General features: G+C 65.7%; 15 protein-coding genes. 4 read left to right on the forward strand and 11 right to left on the reverse strand.

The genetic code is table 11. The features are described from left to right. Positions 1-204 precede the first annotated feature (204 nt). Positions 205-903, forward strand: coding sequence for a hypothetical protein (locus H6718_13525; GenBank protein MCB9586417.1), 699 nt, complete (start codon positions 205-207; stop codon positions 901-903). Between the two features lie 104 nt (positions 904-1,007). Here H6718_13525 and H6718_13530 read toward each other — a convergent pair whose 3' ends face one another. From H6718_13530 to purH, 6 genes are all read right to left on the reverse strand, one after another. Further along, entirely contained in the window at positions 1,008-1,334 is a 327-nt protein-coding gene (locus H6718_13530) for a winged helix-turn-helix transcriptional regulator (GenBank protein MCB9586418.1), read from the reverse strand. Then, positions 1,334-1,954, reverse strand: a complete 621-nt coding sequence (locus H6718_13535) for an SRPBCC domain-containing protein (GenBank protein ID MCB9586419.1) — start codon at positions 1,952-1,954, stop codon at positions 1,334-1,336. The genes H6718_13530 and H6718_13535 overlap by 1 nt, the downstream gene beginning before the upstream one ends. A 297-nt stretch (positions 1,955-2,251) precedes the next feature. Next, positions 2,252-3,334 carry a membrane dipeptidase gene (locus H6718_13540; protein ID MCB9586420.1) on the reverse strand — a complete coding sequence of 361 codons (1,083 nt, stop codon included), beginning with the start codon at positions 3,332-3,334 and terminating at the stop codon, positions 2,252-2,254. A gap of 207 nt (positions 3,335-3,541) precedes the next feature. Further along, complete coding sequence (locus H6718_13545) at positions 3,542-3,874, reverse strand: hypothetical protein (protein MCB9586421.1); 333 nt, start codon at positions 3,872-3,874, stop codon at positions 3,542-3,544. Beyond that, positions 3,871-4,770, reverse strand: a complete 900-nt coding sequence (locus tag H6718_13550) for a ParA family protein (GenBank protein MCB9586422.1) — start codon at positions 4,768-4,770, stop codon at positions 3,871-3,873. Before H6718_13550 ends, H6718_13545 begins: the two co-directional genes overlap by 4 nt. A gap of 632 nt (positions 4,771-5,402) precedes the next feature. Then, on the reverse strand, positions 5,403-6,968 hold the full coding sequence (purH, locus tag H6718_13555) for a bifunctional phosphoribosylaminoimidazolecarboxamide formyltransferase/IMP cyclohydrolase (GenBank protein ID MCB9586423.1): 1,566 nt from the start codon (positions 6,966-6,968) through the stop codon (positions 5,403-5,405). 115 nt (positions 6,969-7,083) lie between these two features. Between purH and H6718_13560 the strand changes: the two genes are divergently transcribed. Continuing rightward, positions 7,084-7,707: a hypothetical protein gene (locus H6718_13560; GenBank protein ID MCB9586424.1), complete on the forward strand. Its 624-nt coding sequence runs from the start codon at positions 7,084-7,086 to the stop codon at positions 7,705-7,707. 91 nt (positions 7,708-7,798) lie between these two features. Here H6718_13560 and H6718_13565 read toward each other — a convergent pair whose 3' ends face one another. After that, positions 7,799-9,226 (reverse strand): glycogen/starch synthase, encoded by a 1,428-nt coding sequence (locus H6718_13565; GenBank protein ID MCB9586425.1) that lies wholly within the window; start codon positions 9,224-9,226, stop codon positions 7,799-7,801. A 140-nt stretch (positions 9,227-9,366) separates the two neighbouring features. Here H6718_13565 and argB point away from each other — a divergent pair, with 140 nt between their 5' ends. Further along, positions 9,367-10,263, forward strand: a complete 897-nt coding sequence (gene argB, locus H6718_13570) for an acetylglutamate kinase (GenBank protein MCB9586426.1) — start codon at positions 9,367-9,369, stop codon at positions 10,261-10,263. A gap of 40 nt (positions 10,264-10,303) precedes the next feature. Beyond that, on the forward strand, positions 10,304-11,350 hold the full coding sequence (locus H6718_13575; protein MCB9586427.1) for an RluA family pseudouridine synthase: 1,047 nt from the start codon (positions 10,304-10,306) through the stop codon (positions 11,348-11,350). 25 nt (positions 11,351-11,375) lie between these two features. On the opposite strand, the gene H6718_13580 is transcribed toward H6718_13575, so the two are convergent. The 4 genes from H6718_13580 to H6718_13595 all read right to left on the reverse strand — a co-directional run bounded on the left by H6718_13580 (position 11,376) and on the right by H6718_13595 (position 15,837). Beyond that, entirely contained in the window at positions 11,376-11,633 is a 258-nt protein-coding gene (locus H6718_13580) for a nucleoside 2-deoxyribosyltransferase domain-containing protein (protein ID MCB9586428.1), read from the reverse strand. 25 nt (positions 11,634-11,658) lie between these two features. Then, entirely contained in the window at positions 11,659-12,510 is an 852-nt protein-coding gene (locus H6718_13585; GenBank protein MCB9586429.1) for a hypothetical protein, read from the reverse strand. Further along, complete coding sequence (locus H6718_13590; protein MCB9586430.1) at positions 12,507-14,618, reverse strand: M1 family metallopeptidase; 2,112 nt, start codon at positions 14,616-14,618, stop codon at positions 12,507-12,509. Before H6718_13590 ends, H6718_13585 begins: the two co-directional genes overlap by 4 nt. A 145-nt stretch (positions 14,619-14,763) precedes the next feature. Continuing rightward, positions 14,764-15,837 carry a hypothetical protein gene (locus H6718_13595; GenBank protein ID MCB9586431.1) on the reverse strand — a complete coding sequence of 358 codons (1,074 nt, stop codon included), beginning with the start codon at positions 15,835-15,837 and terminating at the stop codon, positions 14,764-14,766. Positions 15,838-15,886: the final 49 nt, after the last annotated feature.

Consider the following 15,886-nt stretch of genomic DNA (forward strand, 5'->3'; position numbering starts at 1 on the left):
GATTGGGTTCGGAACACGGCGGGAACGTGGTCCGAGTTGAACGAAGCGGTTCCCCAGGGCAAGGCAAACAGGGAGTTCGCGCCAGAGAGTGCGCGAGAGCGGGATCCCACAGAACGTAGTCAGAGCGGGACTCTGAGTGCGATCGGGGATCGTGCGTCCTAGCGTCAGGCAGCGCAGGACCAAAAACAGCGGAGCACGGCGGAAATGGAAATCAAGGAAGCAAATCTGGTCACGGAGGGCGCGACGGCTCTCCAAGAGGAAGAGGAAATCACCCGGGAGCAGCGGCGTTCACGTCGCAAGCGCGACGTGCGAGCACGCACGATCAGCGTGAAGCGCATGACGAAGCGCGAGCTCGAGATCGGGCGCCTCTTGTACCCCGAGACGGACTACTGGAAGCCCCGCGCTCGCACTGAGTGCGTCGACGGACCGCGGCCGTGCCCGTTCGTTTCCTGCAAGCATCACCTCTACATCGATGTGTCGCCGCGTACCGGCGCCATCAAGCTGAACTTCCCTGACCTCGAGGTTTGGGAGATGAACGAGTCTTGTGCCCTCGACATCGCGGATCGCGGCGGCACAACGCTGGAGGACGTAGGAGCCATCATGAATCTCACCCGTGAGCGCATCCGCCAGGTCGAAGTGAAGGCCCTGGCTAAGATGGAAGCGCTGAACGACATGGAAGCGTTGCGCGAGTACGTCGACGAAGGTCCTCTGGGCCGTCGCCGGCTGCCGAAGCTCACCGATGACGAGCTGCGCGGTATGAAGGTGAAGCCGGGACGCGGGGGCGCGGTCGCTGAAAACGACAGTGAGTACTCCGACTCCGACTCCGATTCGGATGACGACTCCGATAACGAGGTCGGAGATACGGCTCGCGCAGTCGACCTCTCCGAGTTCGACTCGATGTGAGCTAACCGCGCGAGTCCCGCTCGCGTCTCTCCAACCAAACAAGGACCAAAGGCCCCACGCATCCGCCGAGTGGGGCCTTTCGCTTTTTGTGCGTTGCTACTCCATCAACGCTTGGTGCGCTTTCCGCGCGCAATTTCCGTGGCCAGTGCGTCCAGCGCGGGTCCCCAGAACTGCCGAAATTGGCTTAGCCACGCGTCGGCCTCGGCCAGCGCGCGGCCGTCGACGGAGTACAGGCGTCGCGTGCCTTCGGCGCGCACCGAAGCGAAGCCGTTCTCACGCAGCACCTTCAGCTGCTGGGAGACGGCAGACTGAGTGATGCCGAACTCCTCGGAGATGATCTCCACGACTTGTCCCGAGGCGTGTTCGCCCTGAGCCAAGATCTCCAAGATCCTGCGCCTGACTGGATCTCCGAGGACATCGAACGCATGCATCACTCGCCAGTATAAAACGCGATGGTGCGCGCAGTCTTGGCCTTGGCGGTCTCCGGATCTTCTCCAGCTGCTTCATCTGCCACGCCCCACGCGGCGCCACTACCGCGCACGAAGTCTTTGCCTTCGGGAGACAGCAACCAGGCTTCGCCTTCCGCTGGGCTCATCGACCATTCGGGATCGGTCATGTGGAGACCGAGTCCGTGGAGCCACAGATCCCAGCCGATGCCAACCGCTCCAGGTCCAAACTTCTTCAGGTGCTCTTCGCCAATCCCCGCCTTGGTCGCCAAGTGCTCGAGCTGCAAAGTGGCGTGTGCGCCTGCTTGGCCGAGCGTCACGTGCACCCAGCTCGTCCCGCCCATGATCTCCCAAGTGAGCTCCAAGCGGCGCGGCGGCTCGCAGCGGGTGATGGTGCCGCTGGCGTTGCCAGTGATCTGGTACTGACCGCCGAGCCTGAAGTCGCCATCGACCACGGCAAACCAGCGCGCGAGGCGCTCCTTGGTGGTGATCGCCTGCCACAAATCCTCGATGTCGGTGGCGTAGGTGCGGGTCGCAACCGACACGATGACTTCCTGCCCCAAGTGCTCGCGATCCTCCACACGACGAAATTCAGCTCCAAACATGGATGTTCCTCCTGCGAACCGAGTATCATTCGAAACTAATATAAGCAAGAACTACTGTTTGGCTCGTGGGTTGGAGGAGGATTCAACCGCCAAGGACGCCAAGAGCGCCAAGATTGTGGGACGTACGCTGCGCGCACCAGTAGACGCCGTCTCGAGGCGCGCACCACCGCTAGCCCCGATCCCCCTTGGCGTCCTTGGCGCCCTTGGCGGTTCCCCTCCTACTTGCGTTGCCGTAGGGAACTACTATGTTGGGCTTTTTCTTGGGGGTGAGTGCCGCAGCTACTCGTCGCGCTGCAGCTACTCCGGACGCAGCGAAGCGACGGTGCGCAGGAAGTTGCCGCCGAGGATCTTCTTGATGCGGGTGTCGCTCCAGCCGCGGTCGAGCATCAGCTGCACCAGCTTTGGCAGCTCGAGGCAGCTCTTCATGTCGCTTGGCGGGGTGATGGCGCCGTCCCAGTCGCTGCCGAGGGAGGCGAAGTCTTCACCCACGCAGTCACAGATGTGCGCCAGGTGGTCGACGATGGCGCTGGCCTTACAGCCGAACGTCGAGCCGTCGAGGAACGACGACTGGTACATGATGCCGATGGTGCCGCCGGTGTCTGCAATCGCCTTGAGCTGGGGATCCGTCAGGTTACGCCAGTGCTGGTGCACGGCGTCGATGCCCGTGTGGGTGACGATCAGCGGTTGGGACTTGTCGTGCACTTCGACCGCGTCAAAGAAGCCCTTGCGGCTGATGTGCGCCAGGTCGACGAAGATGCGCTTCTCGTTCAGGCGCCGCACGTACTCCGCGCCAGCGTGGGTGAGTCCGGTGTCGCCGCCCGCCTTGAGCGGCGAGGAAGTGACCCCCAGGGTCGACGAAGAGAGGTGTACCAGGGTGATGCGTAAGACCAGATCCTTCGGGATCAGGTCCAGGCTGTCTGGCTTGTAGTCGAGGGCGTTACCACCCTGGATACCGACAAACGCCGCATGTTTCCCCGCGGCACGTGCTTCGCGGTACTCGCGGATGTTTTTCACCAGCTGAAACTGCTCCGGCACCTTGGCGAACCAGGCCTGCAACCGCTGGATGTTCTTCACGAACGCGCGCTCGCGGCTCTTGGCGCTGCGGGTTGGGTTCGTGGTGATCACCCAGATGGCGCCGGTGAGCTGCGCCTCGAGCATGCGAGGGAAGTCGACCTGGCTGTAGAAGGCGCCCTTGAACAGACCGAGGCCGTGGCGCTTGGTCAGGTCGTAGCCAAAGACGCGATCCCAAATGAAGCTATCGACGTGCAGGTCGAGCACGTCGGAGTCGAGGTAGAGCTCGATGGCTTCTTTGCTGATGTGGAGCTGGTTCGCCCAGCCGCCGGGATCACGGCGGTGGTCGGTGAAGGCGAGTCGCGTCATCGGCGGGCATCCTGAAGAAGCCTCACGCCGGCTGCAAGTCGCCGTTCAGATCAGCTGTTGGCGCGCGTATCACGCTGAGCGACTGGGCAATGGAGTCGCTCAGCGCTCCACGGAGGAAGCGGACAGCTGAGCAGCCGAGGGGCGAGTGCTGTCGCCGGTTTGGGGAGGCTCCCGTCGCGCCTCCCCCCCAAACCCGGCTGGAGCGTCTCAGATCCCTTTCGGGACGCTCTCGAGGTCCACTTCGCTCAGGGCGTAGCGGATCAAGGCGCTGCGGTTGGCTTTGGTGAAGCCACGCGCCTTCAGCGTGTCGACCATGTCGTCGAGGCGCTTGAGGTCGTCGGTGTACATCGAGATGCAGATCACCTTGTAGTGGGTCGGCTTCTCGGTCTTGGGCACGGCGCGCACGGGCTTTGCGCGCTCCGCGTTCCCCGCGGAATAGAAGGTGGACGAAAGTACGCCCTCTACTTCGTCGCGGTCTAGCAGCTTGGCAGCTGCCTGTCGGTAGTCGTCTCGATCACTCACCCGGGCCTCCTCATTCATGCTGGCAACGCGATATCCGCGTCAGAAGTGGTTCGATGAGAGCCCTGGGCAGAGAACTGCTCACTGCTCTCGGGCGCCACCTCGTCGGAGGTCGCACCAAGCTTTGTTTCCGCGAGCAAACGCTCGACGATTTGTAGGTAGTCGGTCGCCGCGCTCGACCCCGGCGCGTACTCGAACAGCGTCTTGCCTTGGGCAGGCGCTTCCTTGACCTTGATCGCGGATCGCACCGGCGGCAGGCAGCGCTCGCGGAAGTGCTCCCGCAGGGTGTCCAGCGCCTCGTGGCAGATGCGCGCACGGCCATCAAAGAAAGTTGGAAGGATCCCCCATAGTTGCACGGGATGATTCAAGAGCTTGTTGACGTGCTTGATGGTGCGCAACACCTGGCGCACGCCGACCAGCGACAGGTAATCGCAGGCGACGGGGCAGAGCACGGCGTCGCTCAGCACGAGGGCGTTCTGGTTCATCAAGGAGAGGCTCGGCGAGCAGTCGACGACCACGTAGTCGTAGGTGTCGAGCACACCTTCGAAGCGCGACGCCAGCACGCGGTCACGCTGCTTGCGCCCTGCGAGGTAGAGCTCCGCAGCGGCTAGAGTCTCGTTCGAGGGCAACACATCGAGGCCGGGGCGCACCGTCTTCACGGCGTCAGCCACTGGCAGGCCCATCACGAGCACGTGATAGAGCGAGCGCTCCACTGGCAATCCCAGGGAAACTCCCACGTTGCCTTGGGCGTCCGTGTCCACCAAGAGCACCTTGGCGCCGCGCTCGGCGAGACCCGCGGCGATGGTGACGCTGGTGGTGGTCTTGCCGGTTCCGCCCTTGTGGTTGAACACCGCGAGGATACGCGGGGCAGAGTCTTTGACGGGCGCCGGAGCAGGCTTCTTCGCTGCCGGGGTCATCTCGATCACCTCGCCACGTGGCGGGGGAGGCGCTGTGGGGCGCAGCACCGGAGGCAGCTCTTCGTCGCCCTCGGCCTCGGTGTTAGTCGCGGTTTGCTCCGCGTGGATGTCGCCAAGGCGCACGCCGCGTGCTTCCTCGAGGATTTGCTGGCGGCACTCGCTGGAGCAGGCGTAGCGCCGCTGCTTCTCGACGAACAGCACCTGGCTCGCGAGCTCCAGCTTGAACGAAGTCGCGCAGGCGTCACACGAGGTGAGACCGGCGTCTCCCTGAGCGTGACTGTGCTCGAGGCACTGCTGCGAGCAGTAGAAGGCGAAGCTCGCGCGGGGGCGTCCGGAAGCATCCTGTTCGACTCGCTCCTCCATTTGGTAGCTGAAGCGAGGTTCGAACTCCGACCCGCACACACCGCAGATCTTCTGAATACCAGCCATGCCTGAGATCCTCCTCGCGCCCCCCAGAGCCGTTTCCGGGGTTATCGAAGCGCAGGACCTCGGATGTCATGGTCTCGGGGATCGGGCCAAGTTTATGCAAGTGCGTGGGAGCCTACAAAACACCACGACCCAGGCCATTTCTGCGGCCTGGGTCGCTGTTTTCAGGGCTGCCAACCGACTGCAGCGGCTCAGCAAGAACCAGCTCAGTGACGGAAGTGGCGCACGCCGGTGAACACCATCGCGATGCCCGCCTTGTCTGCCGCGGCGATCACGTCTTCGTCCTTCTTGCTGCCGCCTGGCTGGACCACGGCGGTGATGCCGGCCGCGATGCCCGCCTCGACGCCGTCAGGGAAGGGGAAGAAGGCGTCGGACGCCATGACGGAACCCTTCGCGGCCTCGCCCGCTTTTTCGCAGGCGATTTGCACCGCGGTGACGCGCGCGGTCTGACCGCCGCCGATACCGACGGTTGCGAACCCGGCGCCGTTCACGTCGGCTTTGCCGAGCACGATGGCGTTGCTCTTCACGTGCTTGCAGGTGCTCCAGGCGAACTCCAGCGCAGCGAGCTCGGAGTCGCTCGGGGCGCGCTTGGTCACGACCTTGCCGGCGCGCACTTCGCCAGCGCCGCTGGCGTCGCGATCCATCACCACGATGCCGCCGCCGATGCGCTTGTAGGTCATCGCCTGGTGCTTGTGGTCGAGCCACTCGCCGGTTGCCAGGAGGCGCAGCGCGCTCTTCTTGCGCAGGCGCTCGAGGGCGTCGGGCGCGAAGCTCGGCGCGATGATGCACTCGAGGAACGTTTCCGCGAGGAGCTCCGCCGTCGCCAGATCCACCTGACGATTCAGTGCGACGATGCCGCCGAACGCGCTCATCGCGTCGGCTTCGCGCGCGGCGTAGTACGCGCTCTTGAGGTCGCTGCCGGTGGCGGCGCCGCACGGGCTAGCGTGCTTGATCACGACCGCGCCAGGGCCTTCGAGCTCGCGCACCGCCTCGAGCGCGGCATCCACGTCGACCAGGTTGTTGAAGCTGAGCTCCTTGGCGCCGGTGCCGAGCGATTCCGCGCGGGAAAGACTGCCGGGCTCTGCGGTGCGCTCACGGTAGAAGGCGCCGCTTTGATGCGGGTTCTCGCCGTAGCGCAGGCCGTAGGCTTTTTCGAATGGCAGCGTCATGAAGGCGGGGTAGCCGTCCTCTTGATCCTGCTTGCTGAGCCAGCCAGAGATGGCCGAGTCGTAGGCTGCGGTGTGCGCGAATGCCTTGGCAGCCAGGCGCTGGCGAGTGCCTTGGCTGAGCGCCCCTTCGGCCTTGAGCTCGCCGATGATTTGCGCGTAGTCACTCGGGTCGCAGACCACGGCGACGCGAGCGTGGTTCTTCGCGGCGGAGCGCAGCATGCTGGGTCCGCCAATGTCGATGTTCTCGATTAGATCCGCGAAGGCGGCGTCGGGCTTCTTGAGCGTGGCCTCGAAGGGGTAGAGGTTCACCACCACCATGTCGATGAACTCGGCGGAGATCCGCTGAAGGTCAGCTTCGTCGGTCCCCTCCCGGGCGAGGATGCCGCCGTGGACCTTCGGGTGGAGGGTCTTCACCCGGCCGTCCATCACCTCGGGAGAGCCGGTGTAGCTCTCGACCGTGGAGACAGGGATGCCGGCTGATTCCAGCTGCTTGAACGTGCCACCGGTGCTGAGCAGGCGAGCGCCTTGTTCGACCAGTGCGCGGGCGAGATCGAGGATCCCGGTTTTGTCGGATACGGAGATGAGGACGTTGCGGACAGGCATGACGCCGGTCCCGGTATCTGCGCAGCAGCCCGCCGTCAATCATGCCCTCCGCCGCGACAACTCGCCGGGATTCGATGCTTGCGGAGGCGGGCGGGATTGGGGTTAGCTTCAGGAGATGACTTCCAGGGCAACGCGCGCATTGGGGATCGGAAGCCTCGGCCTATTGGTGGTTGGCTGGACCACGGCCTGCACTGAGTCGAAGGACACCAATCCGGTGGTGACGCCCAAGTCCGGCGCGTATCAGCCCGAGCCGAGCGGGGTTTTGATCGACGAAGCGGAAGCCTGCCAAGCGATCACCGCCGCAGAAGACGCGGCGAGGAGTTCCCTCGGATGTGGCAGCGTGCAGCGCGCGCCGTGCCCCGAGTACATCCGTCCCGCAGGCGGGAGCAGCTGCTTCACCTACGACAAGGGCACCGTCGACGCGTGCGTGAGCTACTACAGCGAGCTCAGCCTCTGCAGCGACTTCGTGGAGAAGCCTTGTGTCATCACCGCGCAAGCGACGACGGGCTGCAGCACGGCGAGCGGCGGTGCAGGCGGGACCGGCGGAACCAGCGGCAGCGGCGGAACCAGCGGCAGCGGTGGAACCAGCGGCAGCGGTGGTACCGGCGGAACGAGCGGCAGCGGTGGAACTGCGGGCAGCGGCGCTGGCGGCACGAGCGGCAGCGGTGGCACTGCCGGTGGAACCAGTGGCGCCGGCGGCAGCGCGGGCACCACCGGCGGCACGGCCGGCTCAAACTAGCGGCGCGCTACCAAGCGGCGCGGGCGCCCGTCAACGCCGAGCAGAAAGCGACCGCACTGGTCGCTGAGTGCGGTACCAAGCGAACCCGCCCTCAAGCCCGATACAACTGCTGAAACCGCCTCGCCGGCCGGTCCCAACTCACATCCTGCCGCATCACCCGCCGCCTCAAAGCGCTCCAGCGCTGCTTCTGATACCCACTAATCGCTCGCGCAACCGCCGCCGTGATCGCCTTCGGGCTGGCTTCGTCAAACGCAAACCCCGTCCCAGTGGACAGCTCAGCGTCCGCGTCAACGATGGTGTCCCCGAGCGCGCCAACGGCGTGCACGACCGGTACCGCGCCATAGCGCTCAGCCAACATCAGCTCGGTAGCAGCCCGGTCGGCCCGCGGCGAGATGAGCCAGAGGTCGCAGGCGGCCAGCAACCTTCGCTTTTCCACCTGGGAATTGGCGCCGTTTTCCCAGCTGGGCAGGATGCGCAGATTGTCCGGGTAGCGCTCGCTCACGCTCCTGAGCTTGGTGACCAGCGTGTCGTCCCCGGCATCGCTCACCAAGAGCACCACGTCGTTGGCGAGCAACTTGGGCAGCGCCGCGACCAGCCAGTCGCCACCGCCGGCCCGGGTCAAATCGCCGGCAAACGCCATCAACGGACGCTCGGGTGATAGCGGGATCTCCAGCTGACGGAGCAGCGCGGTCTTACACACTTGCTTGCCGCTCGGGTCCTCGGCGTCGTAGCGCTGCGCAAGGGACGGATCCGTCGCCGGGTTGAACACCGCGTAGTCGACGCCGAGCTGCACGCCGAAAAATACATCGCTGCGATCCGCAAGCACTCGAGTGAGGCCGCCAGCGTGGCCGTCGCTCGAGAGGTCGCGAGCGTAGGCGTCGCTGATGGTGGTGATCACGTCGGCGCCGGAGATCCCCGCCTTGAGGGCGTTCACGCGATTGCCGGCACGCGCCTCCCCGGCACGCTCCTTGGGGATCCCCAGGGATTCGGCGGCGCGAGCCGGGAACGAGCCTTGATGCGTGGCGTCGGTGATCGTGAGCACGACGCGAGCCCCGAGCTCGTTCAGGGCTGCGGGAGCCGCTGGCCAGTCGAAGAGGTGCACCACGTCGAAGCCCTGCCCGGCCTTGCTGCGCTCCTGGCAAAGCGCCTGAACCGAACGCACCAAGAGCCCACAGCGCTCGGCCAGCAGATCCGCGTCGACATCGCTGCCGAAAGGCGCCTCGCCTTCGAAGCGGGACACGGCCTTCTCGCCTTTGCTCGGCGCGCCATCGAAGAGCACGACCTTTACGCCGCTCGGGAGCTGACAGTCGAACACCACCGCCTGTCCACCGTCCCACTCGAGGGGCGAGAGACGCCGCGCGAGCATCAGACCTCCGGCTTCGAAGCCCTCGAGCCTCGGCAGCGCGACGGTCACGTCGTGTCCCAACTGTTTCAGGCCCTTCGCAAGGGCGGCTACGACGCTGCCGCAGCCTGTGTCCACGAAGGGCGAGAGCTCGGCGGAGACCATCAGGATGTCCATCGGCGCACGGCGTAGCACGGCTCCGACGGGCCCGGGAACCTTATCGGGGCGAGCTTTCGCTCCTCACCCCCAAAAAACCAGCGCGATCCCGGCGAGGCTCCAGTTGCCCCGGAGGCGTGAGTCAGTACGCTCCGCACCCCATGGACCAGCTCGTCGAAAAAGCCGCCATTCTGCATGAGGCGCTGCCCTACATCCGGCGCTTCCACCAGCGCATCTTCGTCGTGAAGTACGGCGGCCACGCGATGGTGGACGAGGAGCTGAAGCAGAGCTTCGCGCGGGACGTGTGCCTGCTGCGCTACGTCGGCATCCAGGTGGTGGTGGTGCACGGCGGTGGACCGCAGATCAACCAGACCCTCGGCAGGATGGGCATCGAGTCCACGTTCTCCGGCGGCATGCGCGTGACCGATGACGAGACCATGAACGTGGTCGAGATGGTCCTCGGCGGCGCCGTCAACTCGGACATCGTGGGGCTGATCAGCGAGCAAGGCGGACGCGCCGTAGGTCTTGGCGGCAAAGACGACAGCTTCCTGCGCGCTGCACGGCGCACGGCGGTGGAAGCGCGCAACGCCGACGGCAGCTCGGTAAAGGTCGATCCCGGGCGCGTCGGGCAGGTCGAACAGGTCGATCCAAGCTTGATTCGCACGTTGATCGCTCAAGGCTTCATCCCAGTGATCGCGCCCATCGCGGTCGACTCACAGGGCAAGTCGCTGAACGTGAACGCGGACGAAGCCGCCGCAGCCATCGCCGGTGCCTTGCAGTCCGCCAAGCTGGTGTTGATGACCGACGTGGAAGGCGTGAAAGACGCCGAAGGCAAGCACATCAGCTCCCTCCGCGCGCGCGAAGCAGAGGCACTGATCGACAAGGGCGTGATCGCAGGGGGCATGATCCCCAAGGTGCGTTTCGCGCTGCAGGCCGTCGATTCCGGTGTGGAAAAGGTGCACATCATCGACGGCCGCCGTCGCCACGCGCTGCTGCTCGAAATCTTCACCGACTCGGGCGTCGGTACCGAGATCCAGCGCATCCACGATCCAGCCTAAATTCAGCCATTTCGGGACGGAGTCCGTGCAACGCGTGCGCATGCTCAAGAAGTCGGAGTGCATCCGACCTGCCGCGGCGCCGCCGGGAGCGCTGGTGCGCATCTTTCGTGTGCCGCCGGAGTGGGCGAGCAAGCGCCTGGATACGTTCTTGTCCGCGCAGCTGCGCAACACCAGCCGTACGCGGGCGCGCGCCATCATCGAGCAAAGCGCGTACGACCCACTGGGGCAGCGCATGAAGCCGAGCGACCGCCTGAAGGCGGAGAGCTTCGTCGTGCTGTGGCGGCGGCCACCTGACGAATCCGATGAACCCGTGCCGATCCCGGTGCTCTACGAAGACGAGCACTTGCTGGTGGTGGACAAGCCGCCGCTGCTCACCGTGCACCCTACGGCGCGCCACCATCGCATCACGGTGCTGAGCCTGCTCGAAGCCGAGCGCCCTGGACAGTTCTTGAGCTTGATCCATCGGCTCGACCGCGAAACCTCGGGGATCTTGATGCTGGCCAAGAGCTCCGAGGCGGATCGTGCCTTCAAGCGACGCCTTGAAGACCGTTCTCGCGCGGAAACAAACCAGTACGGCCTCACCCCAGACGCCGGCCCCAGCATCGGTAAGACATACCTCGCGATCACCTGGGGGATCCCCGAGGCTGGCCTGATCGACGTGCCCCTGGAGCCAGACACCGACAACTCACTGCGGGTGAAGATGCGCGTGGCAACCGGCGGCGTGGGAGATGGCACCCCGGGCATGGAGGCGCGCACGCTGGTCGAGCTGCTCGAGACACGGCAGAACTACGCGCTGATCCGCTGTCGCCTGCTCACCGGGCGCCAACACCAGATCCGCATCCACCTGGCAAGCCAAGGCTTCCCCGTGGTGGGGGACAAGCTCTACGGGCCCGACGAGCGACTGCTGGCGCGTGCGGCGGATGGCGAGCTCACCGACGAAGACTTGCAGAAGCTCGAACTCCCGCGCCAAGCGCTGCACGCCCACAGCTACGCGCTGGAGCACGCGATGACGGGTGAACAGCTCGAGCTGATCGCGCCCCTACCCCAGGACCTGCAAGAGTTCTGGGACGAGCAGCTCGAAGACTGAAATCAGTGCCTCTCACGCTCGAAGTTCAGCGCCTGTCCGCTTGCTCTTGCCCCGCGAGCTCCCACTCCACTTGTTCCACGAATCGCGGCTCGCTCAAGTCCTGGCGCCACGAAGCGTCCCAGCTGTCGCGGCGTGGGTTGAGGATGCTGCCGTCGCGCTTCGCGAGCTGTGCGACGAGGCGTTCCTGCCATCTTTCCGCGCGGTCCATCTCGATGCTGCCCGCGAGAAAGAACCACGGCCGCGGTGCCTCGCTGAATGGTGTCGGCGGCTTGAGTTCCAACATAGCGGCGAGCAAGAAGCCTAGCAGCTCACTCCACTGGCTGGGCGCCGACGCCGCGGAGTGCCCGGGTGTACCAGCTGGCGCGGAGGAGCAGCAGTCCGACGATGACTAGCTGGTGCAGAAGCCAGGCGAGCAAGACGCGCCAGCCTCCGGGTTGCTCCACGGCGATGCGCTCCACGATCAACGCTGCGCCCGCGATTAGCGCCACGCCCCACAGCCATGGCGTGAGCCACGAGCTGAGCATCACGAGCTTCTGCGCTTTGAAGGCGCGCCACGCGAGCCGCAGGCTCAGGCGGAAACGCGCGTTGTGCTGCACCACCGCGGCGCGGCTGAGGTCGGTGAGCATCGAGAGCCAAAGCCACAACAGGGCAAACGGCAGCAGGCTGGCGAGGCGCCACAGGTCCACGGAGCGTTCGTTCACGCGGGCCACGAGTGGGTCGTAGAGCGCTCCCCAGGTGACCGCCGCCAGCACCGCGAGGATGCCGCTCAAGACGAGGCTCAGCGCACTCAGGAGTACGAGCCTTGGTAGGGACTGGAGGGCCTGGCCGGCAGCTTCTCCGAGGCTGAGGCGACCAGAGTGACCAAGGGCAAACAGCCAAAAGGCATACGGCAACAACCCGAGCGCCGCGGCCAGACAAAACGCCCAGCTCGAATCGCGCATCGCGCTCCCGAGGAAGCGATAGCTGGTCTGGACGAGCGCGACGAGGGAGTCCCCACCCGGGGCAAACAACGAGGCGTCTCCCTGGGGAAATGACAGGAGCCCGGAGCCGTTGATCGCGGCGACGATGGGTGCGGCAACCAGCCAGCCGGCGAGGAGACGTGCCGCGTAGACCAGCGCGAGCGCACCCGGGCGACGGTAGGCGTCGACGGCACCGTTCATGGCGCCCCCAAACCCAGCGCGAGCTGCGCTGCATAGGTGAGTCGCTCTCGGCTGCGGCTCGCGGGTGCGGAGGCGTTGCTCGCCGCATTGTTCAAGGGGTTCTCATCGAGGGCGACGCGACCCTCGGGGTCCACCACCGCGTAAGCGAGGGGACTCGACCCGTGATACTGAATCTCCACCCACGCGCTGCGCCCGTCCCAATCGTGCACGCTGCGTGTGCCGTCTTCAGCGACTAGCAGCACCTGAACTGGGAACTTGAGGTCCCCGTGGCGATACACTAGCGCGCGACCGGTGTAGTCGTGCTCTGGAGGGTCCTCCGTGGAAACGGTGTGGCGTCCTCCGTCGTCGAAGACGCCGGCGGGTTTCTGGGTCTTGCGCGAGTCGACGCTGCGGATCACGTAGTCCACCCGGCCGCGCTCGAACAACGCGCGCTCGAGGTTTTGGGACGCCTCGTCGCCGAGCACCTCGCGCATCGCGGCGATGAAGTGCCGTGGTCCGGGGTGCTTGAAGCGGTAGTACCGCGTGTAGCGCCCGAGAGCGCGTTCGACGTTCGCGCGCCCGTAGACTCGGGAGAGCGTGTCCATGATCGTCGCCGTGCGCGCATACACCAGCGCGCCCATGGCGCGAAAGTTCGGGAACGCGGCTGCCGGGCGACCGACGATGTCGTCCTCGCCGTAGCTCGCGGCCGCCGCGCGCATCACCGAGCTGCGGTTGATGCTCAGGCTGGGCAGCGACACCAAGGCAGACTGGCCGTAGCGCTCCTCCATCGCGACGAGCTCGGCGTAGCTGTTGAGCCCCTCGTCCAAGAAGGGCCAGTTGTGCTCGTCCGTCCCCACGAGGCCGTAGAACCACTGATGGCCTAGCTCATGGATCGTCACGCCGGGGACACCCCGGTTCCAGTAGCCGTTGTACCAGTTGCCGCCGGTCGTGATCAGCGTGGGGTACTCCATGCCCCCAGAGTTCGCGGCGTATGCGGGAGGGTGCACGACGGTGAGCGTCTTGTAGGGGTAGCGCCCATAGTGCTTGCCAAAGTGGGGCAGGGCGAAGCGCAGCGCGTCGAGCGTATCCGCGAGGTTTCGCTCATGCGCTGGCGGGTAGAGCACCTTGACGGCCACACCGTCGATCGTCTCAGCGTGCTGCTGGAATCCCGGCCAGGCGGTCCAGGCGAAGTCGTGCACATCAGCCACGCGCTGACGTTGGATCAGCCGCCCGCCCTCGACTCGATGCTCGATGGTCTCGCCGCTGGCGCCGACGACGAAGCGCTCCGGTACGTCGAGGGTGACGTCGTAGTTGCCGTAGTCTGCGTAGAACTCGCTCTGGGCCTGAAAGGTGAAGTGCCGCCAGGTCCCGTCGCGCTCGAGCACCGCGAGCTTTGGAAACCACTGAGCCACGAAATGGTAGTCGGACAAGTACCCCGTGCGTTCGACGATCTGGGGGAGCTGGGACTCCCACTCGACCTCCAGGGTCAGCGTGGCGCCCGCGGCGATTTCATTGGGCAAGTCGACGCGGATGTCGGTTTCGTCCTTGGGGTCATCTGGGGAGTGCTTGGCGGCGTTCTTCAGCAAATCCACGCCGCCGAGCTCCACTGCTTTGAGCTGCTTGAGGTCGATGTAGCCCCACTTTTCGCCCTTGTCGCCGCTGCGCCCGGCGCCGAACGGGGAGCGCAGGAACACCGTGTCCGCGTTCTTGAACGCATTCAGATACAAGTGGAACCAAAGTTGCCGCACGGCAACGTCTGAGGTGTTGGTCCACTTGATGCGCCCGCTTCCGCTGATGCGGTGGGTGTCTGAATCGAGCTTGGCCTTCAGCCAGTAGCTCGCTACTTCTTGCGCGTGCTCCGGGAGCGCGCTGTCGCTGTCGAAGCGAGGTCCGATCTCCCGCGGAGGCGCATCGGGGTGCGGCGTGCGACTCGGCTCCACGGGGAGCGGCGGATCGGCCTGACCCGGCGGGGAGGGGGGGGCTTCGCCCGTAACCGAGAGCCGCTCTCCGGCGGTCTGGAAGAGGCTGGCGGCGAGGCAGAGGCTGGCGACACCGAGCGCGAGCTCGAGCCACCAGGCTTTCCGCGTGGTCCTTTGCCGCGCTCGATCTGGCGCTGTGTGGTGCTGCATGAGTGCCCTTCGCGCGAGCCTCGCGGGTATTTCGCACGCGACGCTTTCTCGTGTTCCCTCGGACCCGTCAGGCCCTCAAGCGGCGGGTCCTCAGCCGAACACTGCGCTCGCCCGGCATAGCGCGAAGGAGGCCGCGCTGAAAAGCCTATCGCCCGGGCTCGAGGGCGATCACGCGCTGCTGAACCAGCGTGAACATGATGCGCAAGGCGTCGAGGCGCGTCATGCCGCTCACGTCGAGGATCTCTTCAATCGAGGTCATGCCGTCCACCAGGGACAACAGAAAGCCGGCCCGGTGGTCCAGGGATAGCCAGCGGATCTGGTCCGGAGGAACGGCGACGGCCACGACCTGGTCTAGTTGACCCAGACGGGCGGCGTACATCTGCGTCAGCACCTCGCGACAGCTGTCTGCGTAGCGTCGCGCGTCGGCGTGGTCGGGATCGCTCTCCAGGATGCTCTCGGCGATCACCAGCGCCCCGGTGAAGTCGCCGACCGCATAGCGATCCTTCATGTCGACCACCGGAGACTCGGAGCGTTCGGTGGGGGTCGAGTGAGCGGGGCTCGATGGTTCGGCGCCGAGGGACTGAGCGACGTAGGGCTTCTGCTCAGTCATCGGCTCCCGCGGACGGCTCACGAGATCCAGCGCGGAGCCGCTGGGCGGCGCCCCAGAGTCCAACTTGAAGTCGTCCAGCTCCAGGCCGCTCGGTTGCACGGCGCTGCGCGGGATGCTGGGCCCGCCGGTGTCGTCGCCGTCCTCCGCGGTGGGATCGAAGTCGTGTGCGATGGGCGGCAAGGAGCCAAAGCTATCAGGCGCCTCGGCGAAGTCTGGTGCGAGCTGGGGCGTCCTTGGGCGGAGTGGCTCTGGGTTCGTCTTGGAGTTCCGCGGGGAAAACACATCCGACGGAGCCCGGCGCGCTGGGATTGGCGTGGCCGGGCTCAAGCGCTCTGGGGCTGGGTCACTAAAGCGACCCGCTCCTGGCTCCATGGGCAGTGGAGGGAAGCTGTCAGGTTCGAAATCCGAGCTTGGCACCGGGAACTCCGATGCGGGCTTCGGGGGAACGCTTGTGTTCTCCGCCATTTGGCGCGCGGCGAACTGCTCCACGGGTTCGTCGGGTACCACGGTCTCACGATCGAACGGGTCGCCACCATCCAGCTCGAGCCCGAAGGGTTCGTCGTCCCACGACGCGTCGATGTCCTCTGTTTCAGGGGGCAGCGAGCTCACGTGTGGACGTTTGGGAGTGTCGGAAACCATTCGCTTCTTGTCAGAGTGT

It is taken from the genome of Polyangiaceae bacterium (genome assembly GCA_020633205.1).
Taxonomy (GTDB): Bacteria; Myxococcota_A; Polyangia; order Polyangiales; family Polyangiaceae; genus JAHBVY01.

Excerpts from the sequence above, each read along its gene's own strand:
- H6718_13525 (MCB9586417.1), top strand. The coding sequence starts at position 205 with ATGGAAATCAAGGAAGCAAATCTGGTCACGGAGGGCGCGACGGCTCTC.
- H6718_13530 (MCB9586418.1), bottom strand. The coding sequence starts at position 1,334 with ATGCATGCGTTCGATGTCCTCGGAGATCCAGTCAGGCGCAGGATCTTG.
- H6718_13535 (MCB9586419.1), bottom strand. The coding sequence starts at position 1,954 with ATGTTTGGAGCTGAATTTCGTCGTGTGGAGGATCGCGAGCACTTGGGG.
- H6718_13540 (MCB9586420.1), bottom strand. The coding sequence starts at position 3,334 with ATGACGCGACTCGCCTTCACCGACCACCGCCGTGATCCCGGCGGCTGG.
- H6718_13545 (MCB9586421.1), bottom strand. The coding sequence starts at position 3,874 with ATGAATGAGGAGGCCCGGGTGAGTGATCGAGACGACTACCGACAGGCA.
- H6718_13550 (MCB9586422.1), bottom strand. The coding sequence starts at position 4,770 with ATGACCCCGGCAGCGAAGAAGCCTGCTCCGGCGCCCGTCAAAGACTCT.
- purH (MCB9586423.1), bottom strand. The coding sequence starts at position 6,968 with ATGCCTGTCCGCAACGTCCTCATCTCCGTATCCGACAAAACCGGGATC.
- H6718_13560 (MCB9586424.1), top strand. The coding sequence starts at position 7,084 with ATGACTTCCAGGGCAACGCGCGCATTGGGGATCGGAAGCCTCGGCCTA.
- H6718_13565 (MCB9586425.1), bottom strand. The coding sequence starts at position 9,226 with ATGGACATCCTGATGGTCTCCGCCGAGCTCTCGCCCTTCGTGGACACA.
- argB (MCB9586426.1), top strand. The coding sequence starts at position 9,367 with ATGGACCAGCTCGTCGAAAAAGCCGCCATTCTGCATGAGGCGCTGCCC.
- H6718_13575 (MCB9586427.1), top strand. The coding sequence starts at position 10,304 with ATGCTCAAGAAGTCGGAGTGCATCCGACCTGCCGCGGCGCCGCCGGGA.
- H6718_13580 (MCB9586428.1), bottom strand. The coding sequence starts at position 11,633 with ATGTTGGAACTCAAGCCGCCGACACCATTCAGCGAGGCACCGCGGCCG.
- H6718_13585 (MCB9586429.1), bottom strand. The coding sequence starts at position 12,510 with ATGAACGGTGCCGTCGACGCCTACCGTCGCCCGGGTGCGCTCGCGCTG.
- H6718_13590 (MCB9586430.1), bottom strand. The coding sequence starts at position 14,618 with ATGCAGCACCACACAGCGCCAGATCGAGCGCGGCAAAGGACCACGCGG.